Here is a 17,341-nt window from a genome sequence, read left to right as displayed (position 1 = left end):
CCTGACGAATGGGATTGCCCATCTCCATAGTCGCAACCTGTCGAGACGCGCGTTTTCTTCCTCGTCCGCCGTTAACATCGCCGAATGACTGATCGCGGAGCCGCCTCCGTCGCGGCGGACATCACCATCGATGCGGACCCCACCAAGGTTTACGCGTTGATCACCGACCTGCCGACGCTGGCGTCGCTCGCCCCGGAGTCAGCGGGGATGAGGTGGCGCAGCGGCGACGAGGCGACCCCCGGAGCGGTGTTCAAGGGCACCAACCGCAACGGTTTTCGGCGCTGGACGACGACGTGCACCGTCACCGACGCCGATCCCGGCCGCGCGTTCGCGTTCGATGTCCACTACTTCGGCGCGCCGGTCGCGCACTGGCGTTACGACATCACGGCCGAGGGCAAAGGATGTCGAGTCACGGAGCAGACCTGGGATCGCCGGCCGCCCTGGATGGCGAAGGCGGGCGGTCTCGCCACAGGTGTGACCGACCGAGGCACCGCGAACGACGGCCACATGAAGCTGACCCTGCAGCGGCTCAAGGAGAAGGCCGAAGCCGGCTAGGGGCGTCCGGCGATCTTGTCGGCGACGACGGCGATCGGTGAGGTCGTCGATCGACCACGACTCTCATGCCAGTCCGCCGCCTTGTATGCGAGATACATGCTGCGCACGCCCAGCCAGCGCAGCGGCTCGGGCTCCCAGTTCGGCGATTGATGGCCGACCCACGGCAGCTCGGTCAGAGGAGTCCGCTGCTCGAGCACCAAATCGGCGAGGGTCCGGCCAGCGAGGTTCGTCGCGGTGACACCGTGGCCGACATATCCTCCGGCCGAGCCCAGTCCGGTGGTCTTGTCGAGTGCAACGCCTGCCGACCAGTCGCGGGGCACTGCCAGCACGCCACACCAGCCATGCGCGATCGGCACGTCACGGATCTGCGGCAGCACCGCGCGCAGCGTCTCGGTCAGGTGCGCGATCGTGCGTTCGGGAACGCGCCCGTCCTTGTCGATGCGTGATGCGTAGCGGTAAGGCACGCTGCGGCCGCCGATCGCGATGCGGTTGTCGACGGTGCGCTGCGCGTAGAAGAATCCGTGCGCACTGTCGCCGACGGTCTCGCGGCCTCGCCAGCCGATGTCGTCCCACCGGGCATCGGGGATCGGCTCGGTGGCGATCATCGAACTGTTCATCGGCAACCAGCGCCGGCGCAGTCCCGGCAGCCTGGCGGTGAAGCCCTCGGTCGCCCGCAGCACGATCGGTGCGGTGACTGTGCCGTGCGGCGTCACCGCCCTGCCGGAGTCGATCGCGGTGACCGGTGACTGCTCGTAGATGTCCACGCCGAGTTGGGCCACGGTGCCGGCAAGCCCGCGGGCGAGCTGGGCGGGTTGGATGCGGGCACAGTGCGGATTGTGATAGGCCGCGACCACATGAGCGAATCGAATGCGATCGGCCGCTTCGGCTTTCGTGAGCACCGCGATGCCGTCGACTTTCCAGCTGAGCTCCTCTTCGGCCTCTGCGGCCAGCCGTGCGGCCTGCGCGGAGTTGCGGGCGATCTGCAGCGTGCCGCCCTTGACGATGCCCGCGTCGATGCCTTCGCGTGCCGCGACGTCGATCACCTCGTCGACGGAGTCGTTCAGTGCCCGCTGCCAGGCCACCACGCCGTCACGGCCGTGCTGCGTGGCCATCCGGTGGCGGTCGCCGGGAACCAGGCCCGACAACCAGCCACCGTTGCGACCCGACGCCCCGAACCCTGCGAACCGAGCCTCGAGGATCGCTATCCGCAGCGATGGGTCCGCACGTTTGAGGTAGTACGCCGTCCAGAGCCCCGTGTAGCCGGCCCCGACGATGCAGACGTCGGCGTTGCGATCGCCCGGCAGCGCGGGCCGGCAGGCGGGTAGTTCGTCATACCAGTTGGATACGTGGCCGTTGATCAAAGGCACCGAGTGATTGTGACAGGTCCGTCGCGTGTCAGACCCCCAGCGCATGGTGGCGGCAAGTACTACGAAAAGGACACGCCATGTGCTGGCAATGCGATCACCCCGGCGCAACCACCGCCGACTACCTCGTCGAATTACGCAAGACCATCCGCAAATGTAAATGGGCAGTGCAGTACGTCGAAGACGACAAGAAGCCGTTCGCCTACACGATCGGTCTGCACAAGCGCGGCTTCGCCGAATACCTCGTCACCGGCGTATCTCCCGAAGAGGCCGCGCGGCTACTGAACGCGGTTGCCGACTACGCCATCCGAGAAGTACAACCCAAGCCTGGCGACACCATGGAAATAGCCGGGGAAGTGCAGCTGGAGTTCGTCAAGGTCGGACAGCCCGACGCGCACCTCAATTTCGCGATCGCTCTCTACGGTCCCGATGTGCAAGCGCTACAGGCAGTTTGGCGTGACGAGCACGGGCATTCGCCATGGTGCCCCGGCTTCGACTCCGGCCGCGGCAGCCAACCCGTGCTCGGAAAGCGGGGTCCTCAGAATGCGTAGCGGTGGTAATGCGCCATGTAGCGCAGCTTCGACGACAACGACATCGTCCTGGCCATGACCCGGTAAGGAAGCGACACATCAGCGAAGGTCGGCGAGTCGAACGGTGAGACCCACTGCAGCAGTCGCAATCCGGGCACCGCCTGTCGGATGTCGTCTGGACCGTCGATGCCCCAATGCAGCGTCGCGCCCGCCCGCTTCACCACGGCGTTGATCCATTGCGTCTTGATCCCGAACCGGCTGAACGCATCGAACTGCAACTCACCCGATGGCGAATGGTCGACGACCCGGCGCAGCAGCGCGATCCCGTCCGCCTCGGTCAGGTACATGGTCAACCCCTCGCCGATCATCAGCGTCGGCCGATCGGCGGGAACGGCGGAAAGCCAGGCCGGGTCCGTCACGGACGTCGCGACGACGTGGCAGTGTTCGCGGGGCGGGAACAACTGCACACGCAGGTCCGCGACGTCGGGATAGTCGACGTCGTACCACTCGACACCCGGCCCGGGGTCGAGCCGGTAGTAGCGGCTGTCCAGGCCGCAACCCAGATGCAGCACGACCGCCTCGGGATGCACCGCGAGAAATTGGCGTGCCCAGTTGTCGAAGTGCGCCGAACGAGTGGTGACCGACGGCGAGTTTCGTGCCGTGATCGTCGTCTTGGACCAGTCGTAGTCGATGCGGTCGACGATGTCTTTGGCCCACCGGTCGCCGAGGATCGGCTTCTCGAAGTCGGCGTCCAGCGCCTTGGCATAGAACGTCGCCAACATGGTCTGCGGCGCTCCGGACAGATCGACGTGCAGTTTCTCCGCCACGCCCCAGAGGCTAGTCCTGCCGCCACCTCACGCCGAGAACCTGAACGGCAGGCCGCGCGTCGTTCAGCCGGCCTGCTTGCTCTTGCGTTTGGTGTTTCGAAGGTTCACCCAGAACAGCGCAGCCTCGCGGATCGACTCCTCCACCGGCCTTGGCCGCCAACCCAATTCGCGCCGGGCCTTGGCACAGTCGACCGGCGCCTCCGCACGCATCAGGCGCAACGACGCCAACGACAGCTGCTCGTCGGTGCCGCGCAGCCGCGCCTTCGCGGTCCCCATGGCGGCCAGCGCGTATGACATGGCGAGCGGAATCCTCTTGCCCGGCGGTGCCATGCCCGCGGCCTCCGCCGCTATGCGGGCCACCTCAGCATTGGTGATCATCTTCTCCGAGATGAGGTATCGCTCACCGACGCGGCCTTTCTCAGCGGCCAGAATGAGCGCGCGGGCGGCGTCGTCGACACCGACGGCCTCTAGCTCTATGCGATCCATGACGAACGGCAGCTTGCCGAACGCCGCGCCCGCGATGATCGCCCCGTGCGGCGTCCGGCCCCAGTCGCCGCCGCCGTAGGTGGTCGACACGCACATCGCGATCGCGGGCAGCCCGTGCTCGCGCGCATACCGCAGCACGAGTTCCTCGGCCTGCACCCGCGACCGCACATACGGCGTGAGGCCGCGGAGCCGATGGGTCGGCGACGTTTCGCCGCGGAGCCGATTGGTCGGCGACGTTTCGCCTCGGAGCCGATTGGTCGGCGACGTTTCGCCGCGGAGCCGATTGGTCGGCGACGTTTCGCCTCGGAGCCGATTGGTCGCCGACGATCCGCCTCGGAGCCGATTGGTCGCCGACGATCCGCCTCGGAGCCGATTGGTCGGCGACGTTTCGCCTCCGTCGACGATCTCATCGTCTTCGGTGGCCACGCGACCGCGCTTCCGGCCGACCGTCACATAACTGCTGGTGAAGACGAAGCGCCGTAGGGCCCCGTCTTTCTGGATGTCGTTCGCGACCTCCAGCACGTTGCGGGTGCCTTCCACGTTGGTGTTGAACAGCGGCGCCGGATCCCTGAGCCAGCCACGGGTATCCACGACGCAGTAGTAGACGACGTCGACACCCGTCATCGCCTCGCGCAGTGCGTCGTTGTTCCAGATATCCCCGACGAACCGGGTCGTCTTCAGGTCATCGATGCCGATGGTGTTGGCGCCGTCGCGCACCATCACCCGGACGTCCTCGCGGTCGCTGACGAGTTGGCGGGTGACGTGGCTGCCGAGAAAGCCGTTGGCGCCGATGACCAGGACGGTCATCGCGCGAACTGCTTCATCCAGGCGCGGGCCTCGGCGGGCAGCGTGCCGAGCTCTTCAGCCTTGCGGCACCACTTCACCGTGGTCGACACGAACCGCAGCGGGTTGTAGATGTCCTCCTGGCGCCGCCACAGTCCGTCACCGGCATAGGTGATGATCGAGATGTTGGTCGCGCTGATGATCGTGCCGTCTCCGGGATCGCGCATCGGGTTGTCCAGTTCACAGATGATCCGTCCGGTCGGCTCGTCGACGACAGACCAGAGCGACGGAAAGTGCGTCATGTAGCTGCCGGGAAAGGTCTCCATGGTCTGCCAGATCCACTTGCGGACCTCTTCTCGACCGAGCATGGTGCCCGCCGCGTGCTCGACGTAGACGATGTCGGGCGCATACTGCTCAACCCACGGATCCCAGTCCCGGGTTCGGGCGGCCCGGTCGACGGTCTGCTCGAATTTCGCGAACGCCTCTGCCAGCTCGTCGCGCGTGAACACCTTGCTCGTCACGGGACAAACTAGAACACGTTCTACTGGGTTTTGTCGAGCATGCTCACGAGGCGCTGAGCACTTGGCGATCGCCGAGCGGCGACTGCAGCGGCACCTCGAGCGTGCCGAACACGGCGAGCATGATGCACATCCGGCCGAAAGCCTCCGGCAGGGTCCCGCCCTGCAGATCCACGGTGACGGTGTCGGCCGTTTCAACCACGGTGGCGTGCACGCCGGAGCACTCCGGCGTTCCTGACGCGAAGTTCACCGCCACCGCGTTCTCGGCGATCGCACGGCTCCAGGACTCGATCACCGCACGATGCGGGTCCACGATGGCGGGATTGTCCTTGAACACCATGCGGCCTCCCGCGGGCACCTCGGGCGGTGCAGTCGCCTCCGCGGCAGCCACCGGAACGCCGCCCGCCGTCAGGACAAGGGCCGTCATAACCGTCGCCGTCGCTACCCGCATGTGTTCACGGTAACGGTTCTGACCTGGATTAACCGACCGCCGTATACCGTTGTAGAAGCGCCATGAAAAGCAACTATCACAAGAATCCCGAAGCGGTCGGTGCATTGTCACCGGAGCAGTACTACGTCACACAGAAGAGCGGCACAGAGCGGCCGTTCACGGGCGAATACTGGGACAACCACGAGCCCGGCATCTACGTCGACGTGGTTTCGGGCGAGCCGCTGTTCGCCTCTGTCGACAAGTTCGAGAGCGGCAGCGGTTGGCCGAGTTTCACCAAACCGATCGACACCGGCAACGTGGTCGAGAAGCGCGACTTCTCGCACCTGATGATCCGCACGGAGGTGCGCTCCGCGCATGGCGACAGCCACCTCGGCCACGTATTCACCGACGGACCGAAGGTCGACGGCGGGTTGCGCTACTGCATCAACTCGGCTTCGCTGCGGTTCATCCATCTCGACGATCTCGAGGCCGAGGGTTACGGAACATACAAGAAGCTGTTCACGACGGAGGAAGCGCAGGCATGAGCGATTACGAGAAGGCGATCCTGGCAGGCGGCTGCTTTTGGGGCATGCAGGACTTGATCCGCAAGCAGCCCGGCGTGGTCTCGACCCGGGTCGGCTACACCGGTGGCGAGAACGCCAACGCCACATATCGCAACCATCCCGGGCACGCCGAGGCGATCGAGATCACCTACGACCCCGAGCAGACCGACTACCGGGCGCTGCTGGAGTTCTTCTTCCAGATCCATGATCCGTCGACGAGGAACCGCCAGGGCAACGACGTCGGCACCAGCTATCGCTCGGCGATCTTCTACACCGACGACGAGCAGAAGGGCGTCGCGCTGGACACCATCGCCGACGTCGAAGCGTCAGGGCTGTGGCCCGGCAAGGTCGTCACGGAAGTCACTCCGGCGAGCGACTTCTGGGAGGCCGAGCCCGAGCATCAGGACTATCTCGAGCGCCTGCCGTGGGGCTACACCTGCCACTTCCCGCGGCCGGACTGGAAGCTTCCGCCGCGCACGCGAGGAGCGGAACCGGGCGAGCGGGCAACGCAAGAGGCCTAACGCTCACAGCTGGCTCCCAGGAATAGGGAAACACCCTATTCCTTTGAAGCCCGTGGGTTACCGAAACGGTTTGGCCGGCATCGTCTTTGACCACAGCGTCGAGGATGAAGTCGGCCTTTCCCCTTTTCGGCCACCTCGGCCCCGACCCGCGCGATCTCATCCTTGTCGAGGCTGGTCTCGGCCCGTAGGTCGGTGCGCGCCATGCCGGTGAACTTGATGTCGACGTTCTTCACCAACGGGTAGTACTTGGCGGGGTCGAAGGTCGCCAGCGCGATGACGCCGCCCAATATTTCTGCGACGGTGAACTGCACACCGGCATAGACGACGCCAAAGTGGTTGCCGTTGCCCGCCATCGGTACCGAGGCGACGGCGTGCCCTCGGGCCCGCCTCGATCACCTTGATACCCATCTTGTGCGCCGGTGGAATCATCTGCTCCATCGCGCCGTTCATCATCTCGCTAAGGCTCGTCACAGCCTTCGAGACTACGTGCGACGTCTCATCACCACTCGGCCGCCGTCCTTGGGCGTATATGCAACGCCCCGGGAGTGCACCACTTCGTCTGGTGCGGTCGTCGTGTCGATGGTGAAGTGGCGCAATACGGTTCGAAGCACCACATCCATCTCCACATTCGCGAACACCGCACCGACGCAGCGCCGCGTACCGCCACCGTACGGAATCCATGAGAGTGACGGCGGACGCTTGCCGTAGAACCGGTCCGGGTCGAACCGCTCCGGGTCGGGGAAAGCATCTGCCGACTCATGCATCTGAACAAGACTGGCTACCACTGAATATCCCTGTGGGATCGTCCAGTCGCCCAGCGTGAAGTCCGTTGCGTAGACGCGACGGGGAGCGAAGTCGATGACCGTCCGAACGCGTTGCGTTTCGAGAATGGTCGCTTGCCGATACTGGTTCTCGTCGGTGTCGGCCTCGGCGACCAACCTTTCCAACACCGTCGGATGCCTGCTGATCCGCTCGAAGATCCAGCCCATGGTCGACGCGGTGGTTTCATGGCCAGCCGCGAGCAGAGTCAACAACTCATCGGCGATATCGCGCGGGGACATCGATGAGCCATCCTCATATGTGCTACGCAGCAACAAGGACAAGATGTCCTCTCGCGTCTCGAAATTCGGGCCGGCGCTGAGCTGTTGGATGAGCCGGTCGATAACTTCGTCGTAGCGCCGCCGATAATCGGCCAGCCTTCCCCACGGGCTGAACCGGCCGTAGGTGCGCGAGGGTGCGGGCAACAGAGCCAGGCGAGACCCCAGCGTGACCCACGGCGGAATGATTCGGCGCAACTCGTCCAGCTGGTCACCCTCGGCGCCGAAAACCGCACGCAGAATCGCGTTGAGCGTAATACGCATCATTGGTTCGAGAGTTGGAAATGCCTGTTCCTCCGGCCAATTGGCCGTTTCGCGTAGCGTCTCCTCCTCGAAGATCTTCTCGTAGTTCTTGATGCTCCTGCCATGGAACGGCGGGGTCAGCAGTCGCCGGCGCTTGCGGTGCTCGGCTCCGTCGAGGGCGAACACCGAACCGGATCCGAGCACTCTGCTGAGATTCGGCTGAATGTTACCGACGTCGTCCGGATTCGCGGTGAACAGTTCCTTCGCCAGCTGCGGGTCGGCAACGACCACCAGCCGGCCGAACAACGGAACGTTCAGCGTGACGATGGGCCCGTGATGGCGTACCGCTCGAGTGATCGTCCACCGTCGCGACAGCGTAAAAGTCAGCCCCTGAATCGCCTTCGGCAGCCGAACTGCAGGCGGCAGTTCAGGGGTTTCACCGCTCAGCGCCTGTGCGTCGACAGAGTCCGTCTCGGTCATGCCCCATCACTCCAACCAGTCTGTGGTACTGCCTCGTACCGCTGCGTTCTGTCAGACGGTACTCTGCGGTACCGTTGTGTGACAAGCTTCCATCGTGAGTTTGGAGAAGGATTGATGGCCGTGACCGTCACTGACGACATGCAGCCCGTCGTCGCCGACGCTACGGGCAGCCCGTTCCGCCGCCGGTTGCTCGACGGTCTCGACGCATCCATAAAAGAGCGCGGTTACCGCGACACCACGGTCGCCGACATCGTCCGGCACGCCCGCACCTCGAAGCGCACTTTCTACGGTGAGTTCTCCAGCAAGGAGGACTGTTTCATCGATCTGCTGCGGACCAACAACGAGGAGATGATCCACAGGATCCGTGACTCCGTGGATCCGGAAGCCGAATGGCACGACCAGATACTGCAGGCCGTCGTCGCCTATGTCGACCACATCGCATCCCGGCCAGCCATCACGCTGACGTGGATCCGCGAAGCGCCTGCGCTCGGCTCGGTGGCGCAGCCCTTGCACCGCATGGCGATGACCGCCTTCACGGACATGCTGGTCGATCTCAGTGACAGCCCCGGCTTCCGGCGTGCCGACCTACCGCCGGTCACGCGGCCGTTGGCACTGATCATCGTGGGCGGGTTGCGGGAACTGACAGCGCTGCATGTGGAGGACGGCCTCGACGTGCACGGAATCACCGACGCAGCGGTGACAGCCTCGACCGCCATCCTGGGGCTGGCTGCTTCAACGTCCGGCGGGCACGAGCGATGGGCCCACGCCCAGAGGGCTGGGGACGACTCGGGGATCAACTGAGCATTAGCCGCGCGGACTTCTCCAGCCTGTCGGCGATGTCGGCGTAGGTCCCGTATCCCATTCCGGCCCGCACGAGTGCGCCCGCGTACAACAGCTCGAGCGACTCGATCACGTCCGGATCGCGGTCGGAGCCGAGCGCGGCCAGCAGCCGGTCGTGGATGTCGCGCCCGATCCGCAGCCGCAGCACCTCGACATCTGGATCCCGTCCCAGCAGCGCAGTGGTCACCGCACCGGCGAACTCGGGTTCGTCGGCGACGAGCAACGCGATGTGGCGGAGCACGCCGATGACATGGCCCGCCACATCGTCGGACTCGTGCGCCGCCGGGGGGGCCGCGGCCAGCCTGCGCCAGAACACCTCGGCGACGAGATGCTCCTTGGACGAGAAATAGGTGTACGCCGTCGCGGCCCCGACACCGGCCTCGGCTGCTACGCGTCGGACGGTCAAGCCTGCGAAGCCATCTCTGGTCAGGATCTGCACCGCGGCCCTGCCCAGGCGGTCGACGGTGTCGGCCTGCTTGGCGGTCAGACGGCGCCGGGTCGACTCCAGGACCGGCTCGGACACGTGTCCGGACGCTACTACAACCACCCTTCACCAGCAACGGTAAGTTGGACGCGATGAGCAACACCGACACAGCACTCCCCGCGCCTGCCGCGCGGCTGTTCGCACTCGCCGATCAGGTCACCGGCTTCATGCCCGCCGACGAAGGTCGCAGGCTCTATGACACCGCGGTCCGCTATCTCGGCGACGGCATCGGCGTCGAGATCGGAACCTACTGCGGCAAATCGACGCTGATGCTAGGCGCCGCGGCGCAACAGAGCGGCGGTGTGCTGTACACCGTCGATCACCATCATGGTTCCGAAGAGCACCAGCCCGGTTGGGAGTACCACGACACCTCACTGGTCGACCCGGTCACCGGACGATTCGACACGCTGCCGTCGCTGCGTCGCGCACTAGACTCCGCCGACCTCGACGAGCACGTCGTCACCATCGTGGGCAAGTCGGTCATCGTGGCCCGTGGCTGGCGAACGCCCTTGCGGTTCTTGTTCATTGACGGCGGACACACCGAGGAGGCCGCACAACGCGACTTCGACGGCTGGGCCAGATGGGTCGACGTCGGCGGCGCGTTGGTCATTCACGACGTCTTCCCCGACCCCGACGACGGGGGCCAGGCGCCGTTCCACATCTACCAGCGGGCCCTCGCCACCGGCGCCTTCCGCGAAGTGTCCGCTACCGGCTCGATGAGGGTGTTGGAGCGCGTCTCCGGCACACCGGGCGAGCCGCTCTGAGTTCTCAGCGACCGCTGGTCGCGCACTCGCAGTCGAATTCGCCGACCAGGCCGCGCGGCAGATGCGCGCCGCGGAAGATGCCGTTGGCAGCCGTGGTGCGCGACAACGCATCCGCGGCGAGAATCATGGCACCGCCCGTCCACGTCGTGCGTTCCTCGGGCCAGCGCTTGCCGTCGGCGAAGACAAGCCCGGTCCAGTAGGAGCCGTCCTCCTCGCGCAGATGATGCATGGCCGCGAACTGCTCGCGGGCGCGGGCGTTCTGGCCGATCGCGTCCAAAGCCAGGACCAGCTCGCAAGTTTCGGCGCCGGTCACCCACGGCCGGTCGTCCACACAACGGATTCCGAGACCCGGAACGACGAAATCGTCCCACCGCTCGTCGATGCGGGTCCGGGCGGCCGCACCACGCAGGGCGCCGCCGAGCACCGGGTAGTACCACTCCATCGACCAGCGGTCCTTGCAGACGAACAGATCTGAGTGGTGGGCGATCGCATGGCCGAGCTGGCCGACGGCGACCTCCCACTCGGGCTGCGGGTCGTCGAAGTAATCCGCCAGGGCCAGCGCGCACCGCAGGCTGTGGTAGATGCTTGCGCATCCGGTAAGCAGCGCGTCCGGTTCCGGTCCGGATTCACTACGGGCCCAGACGATTTCGCCGCTCGGCCGCTGCAGGTCGAGGACGAAGTCGACGGCCTTGACGACAACCGGCCACATGTCCTCGGCGAATCGCCGGTCGCCGGTGCTCAACACGTGGTGCCAGACTCCGGTGGCGATATAGGCGCAGAAGTTGCTGTCGCTGTTGGCGTCCTCGACGATGCCGTTGCGCATTTGGATCGGCCACGATCCGTCGGCCCGCTGGGTGGCGCGGCACCAATCGAACGCTGCGCGTGCGGGTTCCAGCAGGCTCGCGACCGTCAGCGCCATCGCGTTCTCGACGTGATCCCACGGATCGGTGTGCCCGCCGTCCGACCAGGGGATGGCGCCGGAGGACTCCTGGGAGTTCGCGATCGACTGCGCGGTCTGCCTGCACTGCCCAGGTGTCAGGACGCCCGGCACCGCGGGGACGTCAGGCTTGTCAATCCGAAACAACGGGCACCTCCGGCTTGCGGAAGTACAACGCCACGCTCTTGCCGATCAGCGGGTTCAGCAGCGACTCGGCGGTGCGCGTCAGCCACGGCTGGCTGACCATGTCCCACACCAGCAGCTTGTGGTAGGCCGCCACCGCGGGATGATCCGACTTCGATGTTCCGACAGCGCATTTCAGCCACCAGAACGGCGAGTGCAGCGCATGCGCATGATGGGTATGGGTCAACCGCAATCCGTGGCGGATGACCTTGTCGCGCAGCGCGTCGGCGCGGTAGATCCTGATGTGCCCGCCCTCGTTGGCGTGGTACTCATCCGACAGCGCCCAGCACACCCGTTCGGGCAGCCACCGCGGCACGGTGATCGCGAGCGCGCCGCCCGGCTTGAGAATGCGAACCAGTTCCGAGATCACCCTGTCGTCCTCGGTGACATGCTCGAGGATCTCCGAAGCGATGACGCAGTCGAATGTGCCGTCGTCGTAAGGCAGGTCGAGTGCGTCCCCCTTGACCACCTCGGCCTTGGCCGGCGCGGGCACTTGGCCCTGCTCCTTCATCGCCTGCAGGATCTCGTCGACGTCGTTGAGGTCGGACGCGTTCTGATCGAAGGCGACCACGTCCGCTCCGCGCCGGAACGCCTCGAACGAATGGCGACCCGCACCACAGCCGACGTCGATCACCTTCGTGCCCGCGCCGACTCCCAACCGGTCGTAGTCGACCGTCAGCACTGTGCGACCCTCGCCATCGCCATCTCGTACACCGCAACCGTTTGTGCCGCAACGGATTCCCAGCTGAACACGTCGAGCGCGCGCTGGCGGCCGTTCGCGCCGAGTCGACGCCGTTCCAGCGGCGAGTCGAGCAGTTCGCCGAGAACGTCGGTGAGCTCGTCGACGTCGGCGGGGGTGACCAGCCGTGCACACTCACCATCGGAGCCGACCACCTCGGGCAGCGCACCGGCCCGACTCGCAACGATCGGCGTGCCACTGGCCATCGCCTCGACTGCGGGCAGTGAGAAGCCCTCGTAAAGGGAAGGGATACAAGCTACTTCGGCAGACGCTAACAGGTCTGCGAGCTCGGAGTCCGACAGACCGCTGGAGCTGTGCACGATGTCGGAGATGCCGAGTTCGGCGATCAACTTCTCGGTCGGGCCGTTCGGCTCCAACTTGGCGACCAGCTGCAGCTCGAGGTCGCGCTCCACGCGAAGCCGTGCCACCGCGTGCAGAAGATGACTCACGCCCTTGAGCGGGACGTCGGCGCTCGCGATCGCGATGACGCGGTTGCGCACCCGTTTCTCGGCGGGCTTGAACAGTGCGGTGTCGACTCCGAGCGGAACGACATGCAGTTGGTCGGACGACACAGCGAAGTCCTCGGCAATATCGGCGGCGGAGGTGGACGACACGGTCAGCAGCTCGGGAATCCGGCGCGCGACATCCTTCTGCATCTCGGCGAAGCCGTACCAGCGGCGCACCAGCGGCTTGCGCCACCACCGCGCGGCGGCGACGTCGAGGACCCGGTCGCGGGTGATCGGATGATGCACCGTGGCCACCACCGGCAGCCCCAGGTCGGCGATCTTCAGCAGGCCTGAGCCGAGGCACTGGTTGTCGTGCACGACGTCGAAGTCGGCCAGGCGCCGGGCCAGCACCCGTGCCGCACGCAGGCTGAACGTCCGCGGCTCCGGGAAGCCGGCCGTCCACGTCGTCAACAGCTCCAGCAGGTCGATCCTGGTCTTGATCTCGTTCGGCCACGGGATGCGGAACGGGTCAGGCTCGCGGTAGAGGTCGAGGCTGGGCACCTTGGTGAGCCGGACCCGCGGGTCGAGGCCGCCCGGGTAGGGCTGACCCGAGAAGACTTCGACGTCGTGGCCTAGCTCGACGAGCCCCCGGCTCAAATGGCGGACGTAGACGCCCTGTCCACCGCAGTGCGTCTTGCTCCGGTAAGACAGCAGGGCAACGCGCATACTCAGTTCACTCTCCGGACTTCAGGGCCGACGAGCGCTTGCGCGAGGAGTCGACAAACAGCCTGCTTACCCTCTTGACCTGCGGCCCGAGACGGCGGCAGGCTACTGGACATGTGTCCAGACTATAGTTTGACAGTCTATCTGACGCAACGCGGCCACCCTGCCTGACTACCACAGTCACGGCCGACCGGCGCGCCCAGCCCGACTCGCTAGGGCCGCGGAAAGCCACCCGTGGAGACCGGACCCCAGCGTCGCGGAGTGACGCGGATCAGGCACTTGCCCTGGTCGACCATCGCCTGCCGGTATTCGTCCCAGTCCGAATGTTCGCCGGATATCGACCGGAAGTAGTCGACCAGCGGCTCGACGGCATCGGGCAGGTCGATCACCTCGGCGTCGCCGTCGACCTGGACATAGGGGCCGTTGAATTCGTCCGACATCACCGTCACGCTCGCGCGCGGCGTGCGACGGATGTTCGCCGACTTCGCCCGCTGAGGGTAACTGGCGATGACGATGCGCCCGTGTTCGTCGACACCGCCGGTCACTGGCGAGCTCTGCAGCGACCCGTCGGCGCGAAACGTCGTGAGCACCATGTGATGTCGCGGGCGGACGAACTCGAGCAGTTCGGGTAGGCCGACGGCATCTGCGGTGGCATATTTTCTGGCCACTCGACCAGCCTAGCCAGAACCATCGATTGCCCCCCGCCCACGAGCGCGAATCCCACGTTGAACTGCAGTTTGCTCGGTACCGTTACAGCCTACGAATCACTCCCATCCCAACCGGAGGACGGTCGGAACCATGGCGGAAGGCTCTCCCCCGCAATCGGGCGGGGTAGCTGCCGAGTTGGCAGCCGCCGGGTTCACCGACGCCGTCGAGGTCGGTCGCGGCGGCGGGGGCGTCGTCTACCGCTGCTACCAGAAATCCCTCGGCCGCAGCGTCGCGATCAAGGTGCTCGCCTCTGGTCTCGACGAGGACGACCGGGAGCGCTTTCTGCGTGAGGGCTACGCGATGGGAGCGCTTTCCGGCCACCCCAACATCGCGAACATCCTTCAAGTCGGAATGACCGAAAGCAACCGGCCGTTCATCGTGATGCCGTTGAGCACCATGGGTTCCCTCGCTGACCGGGTGCGCCGAGAAGGGCGCGTCGCGTGGCCCGACACACTGCGCATCGGAGTAAAACTGTGCGGGGCGCTGGAAACTGCGCACCGGACCGGCACACTGCACCGCGATATCAAGCCCGCGAACGTACTCGTAAACGATTACGGCGAACCGCAATTGAGCGACTTCGGCACCGCCCGCATCGCCGGTGGGTACAAGACCGTGACCGGATTCTTCACCGGAACCCTGTCCTACACCGCGCCGGAGGTGCTCGCCGGGAACTCGCCGACGGTCGCGGCCGACGTGTATTCCCTCGGCGCAACGCTCTACGCGCTGATCGCAGGTAGTCCGCCGCATGAGCGCAAGGCCGACGAGGATCTCATCGCGCACTACATGCGGATCACTTCGACGCCGGTGCCCGACCTGCGTCCGCAGGGGATTCCGACCGATGTGTGCGCTGCGATCGAGAAGGCCCTGTCGCGGGAGCCGGCCGATCGTTACGCGTCGGTAGCTGACTTCGGCCGCGAACTGCAGTTCGCGCAGCGGCACAACGGCCTGACACCGGATCAGATGGCGTTGAGTGAACCCAGCGATCATCCGGAGCAGACGGGCGGCACACAGGCGCTGCCGTTGCCGGAGTCCTCCGGTGCGATCGGCCTGCCCGGGGAACGTTCCATCCCGGCCGGCGGATCGACCGGTTCCATGCCGCCGCCGACGCCGGACATGTTCGCCCACACCGCGTCGGTCAGTCAGTCCAGCCTCAAATGGGCGCCGGTCCAGGCTGCCGATTCCGCTGATCCCCGAACCACGACGGTCAAACCCGAGTCGAAGAACAATCGCAAAAGAATCCTGATCGCGTCGGCGGCCGCACTGGCCGCGCTGATCCTGGTGGCCGGCGGCATCTACATCGTCACATCGAAGCGCGACAACGGCGGTGCCCGACCCGCTCCGAGTCAACCGGCCGTCGAAGCGCAGCCGACCTGGGAGCCGATCGCGGATGCCCGCGTCGCCCGCGACGGTGTGGCCGCCACCCAGGCCGATGGCACCATATGGGTCTTCGGCGGCATGGACCCAGAGGGCCGGGTAAGTGGCCGACACGAAGGCTACGACCCGGCCATCGACAGTTGGAAGAGCGGTGAAGACCTGCCCGTTCCCGTCCAGCATGCGATGTCGGTGACATGGCAGGACACCCCGGTGGTACTCGGCGGCTGGCGCACCGACGGCACGAATTCGAAAGTCCCGACCGACAAAGTGTGGCGCGTCGTGAACAGCCGCTGGACGGAGCTGTCACCTCTTCTGCAGCCCCGGGCGGCAGCGACGGCCGCCGTCGTCGGCGACCGTTTGATCGTCACCGGTGGGGTGGGCGCAGATGGAGAACTGTTGAACACCACCGAGATCTTCGACGGCACCTCCTGGAAACTCGGCGCGCCCCTGCCCACCCCACGGCAGATGCTCGGCTCGGCGTCAGACGGCAAGCTGGTCTACGCCCTCGGGGGCGCGAACGGAACCTCCGATTTGGCGACGGTGGAGACCTACGACCCGGCAACGGACACGTGGGCGAGCCTGCCCGAACTCCCAGGCCGGCGTAGCGACTTCGGGGTGGCAAGTGCAGACGGACGGCTGGTGGTGGCCGGCGGCATGTCGCAGGGCCGGGTCCTCAAGAGCGTGGTCGCACTCGATCTCGCCACGCAGTCGTGGAATGGGTTGCCGGACTTGGCGATTGCGCGCCATGGCATGGCGGTGGCAGGTGTCGGGAGGACCATCTATGCGATCGGTGGAGCCAACGGCGCCGGTGATTCGCAGATCACGTCGTCGGCCGAATCGCTGAAGCTGGCACCGCGCAAACCACAGCCGGCACCCCAATGGCGGGTGCTACCGGATGCGCCGACCGAGCGGTTGATGATGGCGTGGGCCGTGCTGGGCGACGAGATCTGGATCGCGGGCGGTATGCGGCACGGCGAGACGCTTTCGACCGTGGAGAGCTACAACACCAAGACGGGGGCGTGGCAGCCGCGACCTTCACTGCCGATTCCCCTGCATCACGCGACGGCGGCGAACTATCGCGGTGAAATGGTGGTCATCGGTGGCACCAGCGACAACCTCGCAGACGCATCGAACAAGGTCTTCGCATTCCGCGATGGAAAGTGGGCGGATCTTCCTGACCTGCTGCAGGCTCGGGCTGCGGCGGCGGCCGCAGTCGCAGGCGACAAACTCGTGGTCGTCGGCGGGCAGAACGACAAGCAACTCGTCAAACAGACCGAGGTGTTCGACGGAGACTCCTGGACCGAGGCGCCCGGGATGCCGACCCCGCGCGAACACGTGGCCGCGGTCTCCGACGGCGTCTATGTGTACACCGTCGGCGGGCGGAATCTGTCCGCGGACGAGAATTCGGCGGCTTTCCAACGATTCGATCCCGCCTCGGGAAACTGGGAAAGCCTTCCGGACATGCCGACTCCCCGCGGGAGCTACGGCGCCGCCTACATCGACGGCCGCATCGTCGTCGCCGGAGGTGAGGAACCGACGCGGGTGCTGGCGACGGTCGAGATGTACGACATCGCCACCCGGAAATGGGCGACACTGGCGCCGATCAACACTCCCGTCCACGGCGAAGTGGTTGCTGCCGCCGGCTCGACCGTGTACTGCATCGGCGGCGCCGACCGCCCCACCCACGAAAGTGCCGTCGCGACCGTCGAGGCGCTCGACTTCACCTAGCCGGGCGACGATCAAGCG

General features: G+C 66.0%; 19 protein-coding genes. 7 read left to right on the top strand and 12 right to left on the bottom strand.

Annotation, left to right across the window (positions count from 1 at the left end):
* Positions 1–84: 84 nt before the first annotated feature.
* On the top strand, positions 85–555 hold the full coding sequence (locus QOC76_RS13845) for an SRPBCC family protein (RefSeq protein ID WP_526357406.1): 471 nt from the start codon (positions 85–87) through the stop codon (positions 553–555).
* Here QOC76_RS13845 and QOC76_RS13840 read toward each other — a convergent pair.
* Positions 552–1,967 carry an NAD(P)/FAD-dependent oxidoreductase gene (locus QOC76_RS13840; protein WP_526357405.1) on the bottom strand — a complete coding sequence of 472 codons (1,416 nt, stop codon included), beginning with the start codon at positions 1,965–1,967 and terminating at the stop codon, positions 552–554. The genes QOC76_RS13845 and QOC76_RS13840 overlap by 4 nt on opposite strands.
* A gap of 32 nt (positions 1,968–1,999) precedes the next feature.
* Here QOC76_RS13840 and QOC76_RS13835 point away from each other — a divergent pair, with 32 nt between their 5' ends.
* Positions 2,000–2,470 (top strand): DUF4262 domain-containing protein, encoded by a 471-nt coding sequence (locus tag QOC76_RS13835; protein WP_526357404.1) that lies wholly within the window; start codon positions 2,000–2,002, stop codon positions 2,468–2,470.
* Here QOC76_RS13835 and QOC76_RS13830 read toward each other — a convergent pair.
* From QOC76_RS13830 to QOC76_RS13815, 4 genes are all read right to left on the bottom strand, one after another.
* The gene (locus QOC76_RS13830; protein WP_526357425.1) at positions 2,458–3,231 is read right to left on the bottom strand and encodes a class I SAM-dependent methyltransferase; all 774 of its coding nucleotides are present in this window, start codon (positions 3,229–3,231) and stop codon (positions 2,458–2,460) included. The genes QOC76_RS13835 and QOC76_RS13830 overlap by 13 nt on opposite strands.
* 108 nt (positions 3,232–3,339) lie before the next feature.
* Positions 3,340–4,569: an NAD-dependent epimerase/dehydratase family protein gene (locus QOC76_RS13825; protein WP_526357403.1), complete on the bottom strand. Its 1,230-nt coding sequence runs from the start codon at positions 4,567–4,569 to the stop codon at positions 3,340–3,342.
* Complete coding sequence (locus QOC76_RS13820) at positions 4,566–5,066, bottom strand: nuclear transport factor 2 family protein (protein ID WP_526357402.1); 501 nt, start codon at positions 5,064–5,066, stop codon at positions 4,566–4,568. The genes QOC76_RS13825 and QOC76_RS13820 overlap by 4 nt, the downstream gene beginning before the upstream one ends.
* A 43-nt stretch (positions 5,067–5,109) precedes the next feature.
* Complete coding sequence (locus tag QOC76_RS13815; protein ID WP_526357401.1) at positions 5,110–5,514, bottom strand: hypothetical protein; 405 nt, start codon at positions 5,512–5,514, stop codon at positions 5,110–5,112.
* A 62-nt stretch (positions 5,515–5,576) separates the two neighbouring features.
* On the opposite strand from QOC76_RS13815, the gene msrB reads away from it, so the two are divergent.
* Positions 5,577–6,038, top strand: coding sequence for a peptide-methionine (R)-S-oxide reductase MsrB (gene msrB, locus QOC76_RS13810; protein WP_526357400.1), 462 nt, complete (start codon positions 5,577–5,579; stop codon positions 6,036–6,038).
* Positions 6,035–6,577, top strand: coding sequence for a peptide-methionine (S)-S-oxide reductase MsrA (gene msrA / locus QOC76_RS13805; RefSeq protein WP_526357399.1), 543 nt, complete (start codon positions 6,035–6,037; stop codon positions 6,575–6,577). Before msrB ends, msrA begins: the two co-directional genes overlap by 4 nt.
* Before the next feature lie 35 nt (positions 6,578–6,612).
* On the opposite strand, the gene QOC76_RS13800 is transcribed toward msrA, so the two are convergent.
* Entirely contained in the window at positions 6,613–6,930 is a 318-nt protein-coding gene (locus tag QOC76_RS13800; RefSeq protein WP_526357398.1) for a DUF4442 domain-containing protein, read from the bottom strand.
* Positions 6,931–7,059: 129 nt separating this feature from the next.
* The gene (locus QOC76_RS13795) at positions 7,060–8,397 is read right to left on the bottom strand and encodes a cytochrome P450 (RefSeq protein WP_526357397.1); all 1,338 of its coding nucleotides are present in this window, start codon (positions 8,395–8,397) and stop codon (positions 7,060–7,062) included.
* Between the two features lie 114 nt (positions 8,398–8,511).
* On the opposite strand from QOC76_RS13795, the gene QOC76_RS13790 reads away from it, so the two are divergent.
* Positions 8,512–9,198, top strand: coding sequence for a TetR/AcrR family transcriptional regulator (locus QOC76_RS13790; RefSeq protein WP_526357396.1), 687 nt, complete (start codon positions 8,512–8,514; stop codon positions 9,196–9,198).
* Here the strand turns inward: QOC76_RS13790 and QOC76_RS13785 are convergent.
* On the bottom strand, positions 9,191–9,760 hold the full coding sequence (locus tag QOC76_RS13785; RefSeq protein WP_526357395.1) for a TetR/AcrR family transcriptional regulator: 570 nt from the start codon (positions 9,758–9,760) through the stop codon (positions 9,191–9,193). The genes QOC76_RS13790 and QOC76_RS13785 overlap by 8 nt on opposite strands.
* A 53-nt stretch (positions 9,761–9,813) precedes the next feature.
* Between QOC76_RS13785 and QOC76_RS13780 the strand changes: the two genes are divergently transcribed.
* Positions 9,814–10,485, top strand: coding sequence for a class I SAM-dependent methyltransferase (locus QOC76_RS13780; protein ID WP_526357394.1), 672 nt, complete (start codon positions 9,814–9,816; stop codon positions 10,483–10,485).
* Between the two features lie 4 nt (positions 10,486–10,489).
* On the opposite strand, the gene mmpH is transcribed toward QOC76_RS13780, so the two are convergent.
* From mmpH to QOC76_RS13760, 4 genes are all read right to left on the bottom strand, one after another.
* Entirely contained in the window at positions 10,490–11,560 is a 1,071-nt protein-coding gene (gene mmpH, locus QOC76_RS13775) for an MMP endo-(1,4)-3-O-methyl-alpha-D-mannosidase (protein WP_526357424.1), read from the bottom strand.
* Positions 11,556–12,287, bottom strand: a complete 732-nt coding sequence (locus QOC76_RS13770; protein ID WP_526357393.1) for a class I SAM-dependent methyltransferase — start codon at positions 12,285–12,287, stop codon at positions 11,556–11,558. Before QOC76_RS13770 ends, mmpH begins: the two co-directional genes overlap by 5 nt.
* Positions 12,281–13,516, bottom strand: a complete 1,236-nt coding sequence (manT, locus tag QOC76_RS13765; RefSeq protein WP_526357392.1) for an MMP alpha-(1->4)-mannosyltransferase — start codon at positions 13,514–13,516, stop codon at positions 12,281–12,283. Before manT ends, QOC76_RS13770 begins: the two co-directional genes overlap by 7 nt.
* Positions 13,517–13,725: 209 nt before the next feature.
* A complete protein-coding gene (locus tag QOC76_RS13760) occupies positions 13,726–14,181 on the bottom strand; it encodes a PPOX class F420-dependent oxidoreductase (protein ID WP_526357391.1) in 456 nt (151 codons plus the stop codon).
* A 130-nt stretch (positions 14,182–14,311) separates the two neighbouring features.
* On the opposite strand from QOC76_RS13760, the gene QOC76_RS13755 reads away from it, so the two are divergent.
* A complete protein-coding gene (locus QOC76_RS13755; protein ID WP_526357390.1) occupies positions 14,312–17,323 on the top strand; it encodes a Kelch repeat-containing protein in 3,012 nt (1,003 codons plus the stop codon).
* Positions 17,324–17,341 lie beyond the last annotated feature (18 nt).

It is taken from the genome of Mycobacterium sp. (assembly GCF_032159565.1).
Lineage (GTDB): Bacteria > Actinomycetota > Actinomycetes > Mycobacteriales > Mycobacteriaceae > Mycobacterium.
Note: the sequence above shows the minus strand (reverse complement) of the source record. Positions and strands in the feature narration are given on the sequence as shown.

Bases quoted from the DNA above. Each gene is read 5' to 3' on its own strand.
- QOC76_RS13845 (WP_526357406.1), top strand. From the start codon at position 85: ATGACTGATCGCGGAGCCGCCTCCGTCGCGGCGGACATCACCATCGAT.
- QOC76_RS13840 (WP_526357405.1), bottom strand. From the start codon at position 1,967: ATGCGCTGGGGGTCTGACACGCGACGGACCTGTCACAATCACTCGGTG.
- QOC76_RS13835 (WP_526357404.1), top strand. From the start codon at position 2,000: ATGTGCTGGCAATGCGATCACCCCGGCGCAACCACCGCCGACTACCTC.
- QOC76_RS13830 (WP_526357425.1), bottom strand. From the start codon at position 3,231: ATGTTGGCGACGTTCTATGCCAAGGCGCTGGACGCCGACTTCGAGAAG.
- QOC76_RS13825 (WP_526357403.1), bottom strand. From the start codon at position 4,569: ATGACCGTCCTGGTCATCGGCGCCAACGGCTTTCTCGGCAGCCACGTC.
- QOC76_RS13815 (WP_526357401.1), bottom strand. From the start codon at position 5,514: ATGCGGGTAGCGACGGCGACGGTTATGACGGCCCTTGTCCTGACGGCG.
- msrB (WP_526357400.1), top strand. From the start codon at position 5,577: ATGAAAAGCAACTATCACAAGAATCCCGAAGCGGTCGGTGCATTGTCA.
- msrA (WP_526357399.1), top strand. From the start codon at position 6,035: ATGAGCGATTACGAGAAGGCGATCCTGGCAGGCGGCTGCTTTTGGGGC.
- QOC76_RS13800 (WP_526357398.1), bottom strand. From the start codon at position 6,930: ATGGCGGGCAACGGCAACCACTTTGGCGTCGTCTATGCCGGTGTGCAG.
- QOC76_RS13795 (WP_526357397.1), bottom strand. From the start codon at position 8,397: ATGACCGAGACGGACTCTGTCGACGCACAGGCGCTGAGCGGTGAAACC.
- QOC76_RS13790 (WP_526357396.1), top strand. From the start codon at position 8,512: ATGGCCGTGACCGTCACTGACGACATGCAGCCCGTCGTCGCCGACGCT.
- QOC76_RS13780 (WP_526357394.1), top strand. From the start codon at position 9,814: ATGAGCAACACCGACACAGCACTCCCCGCGCCTGCCGCGCGGCTGTTC.
- manT (WP_526357392.1), bottom strand. From the start codon at position 13,516: ATGCGCGTTGCCCTGCTGTCTTACCGGAGCAAGACGCACTGCGGTGGA.
- QOC76_RS13755 (WP_526357390.1), top strand. From the start codon at position 14,312: ATGGCGGAAGGCTCTCCCCCGCAATCGGGCGGGGTAGCTGCCGAGTTG.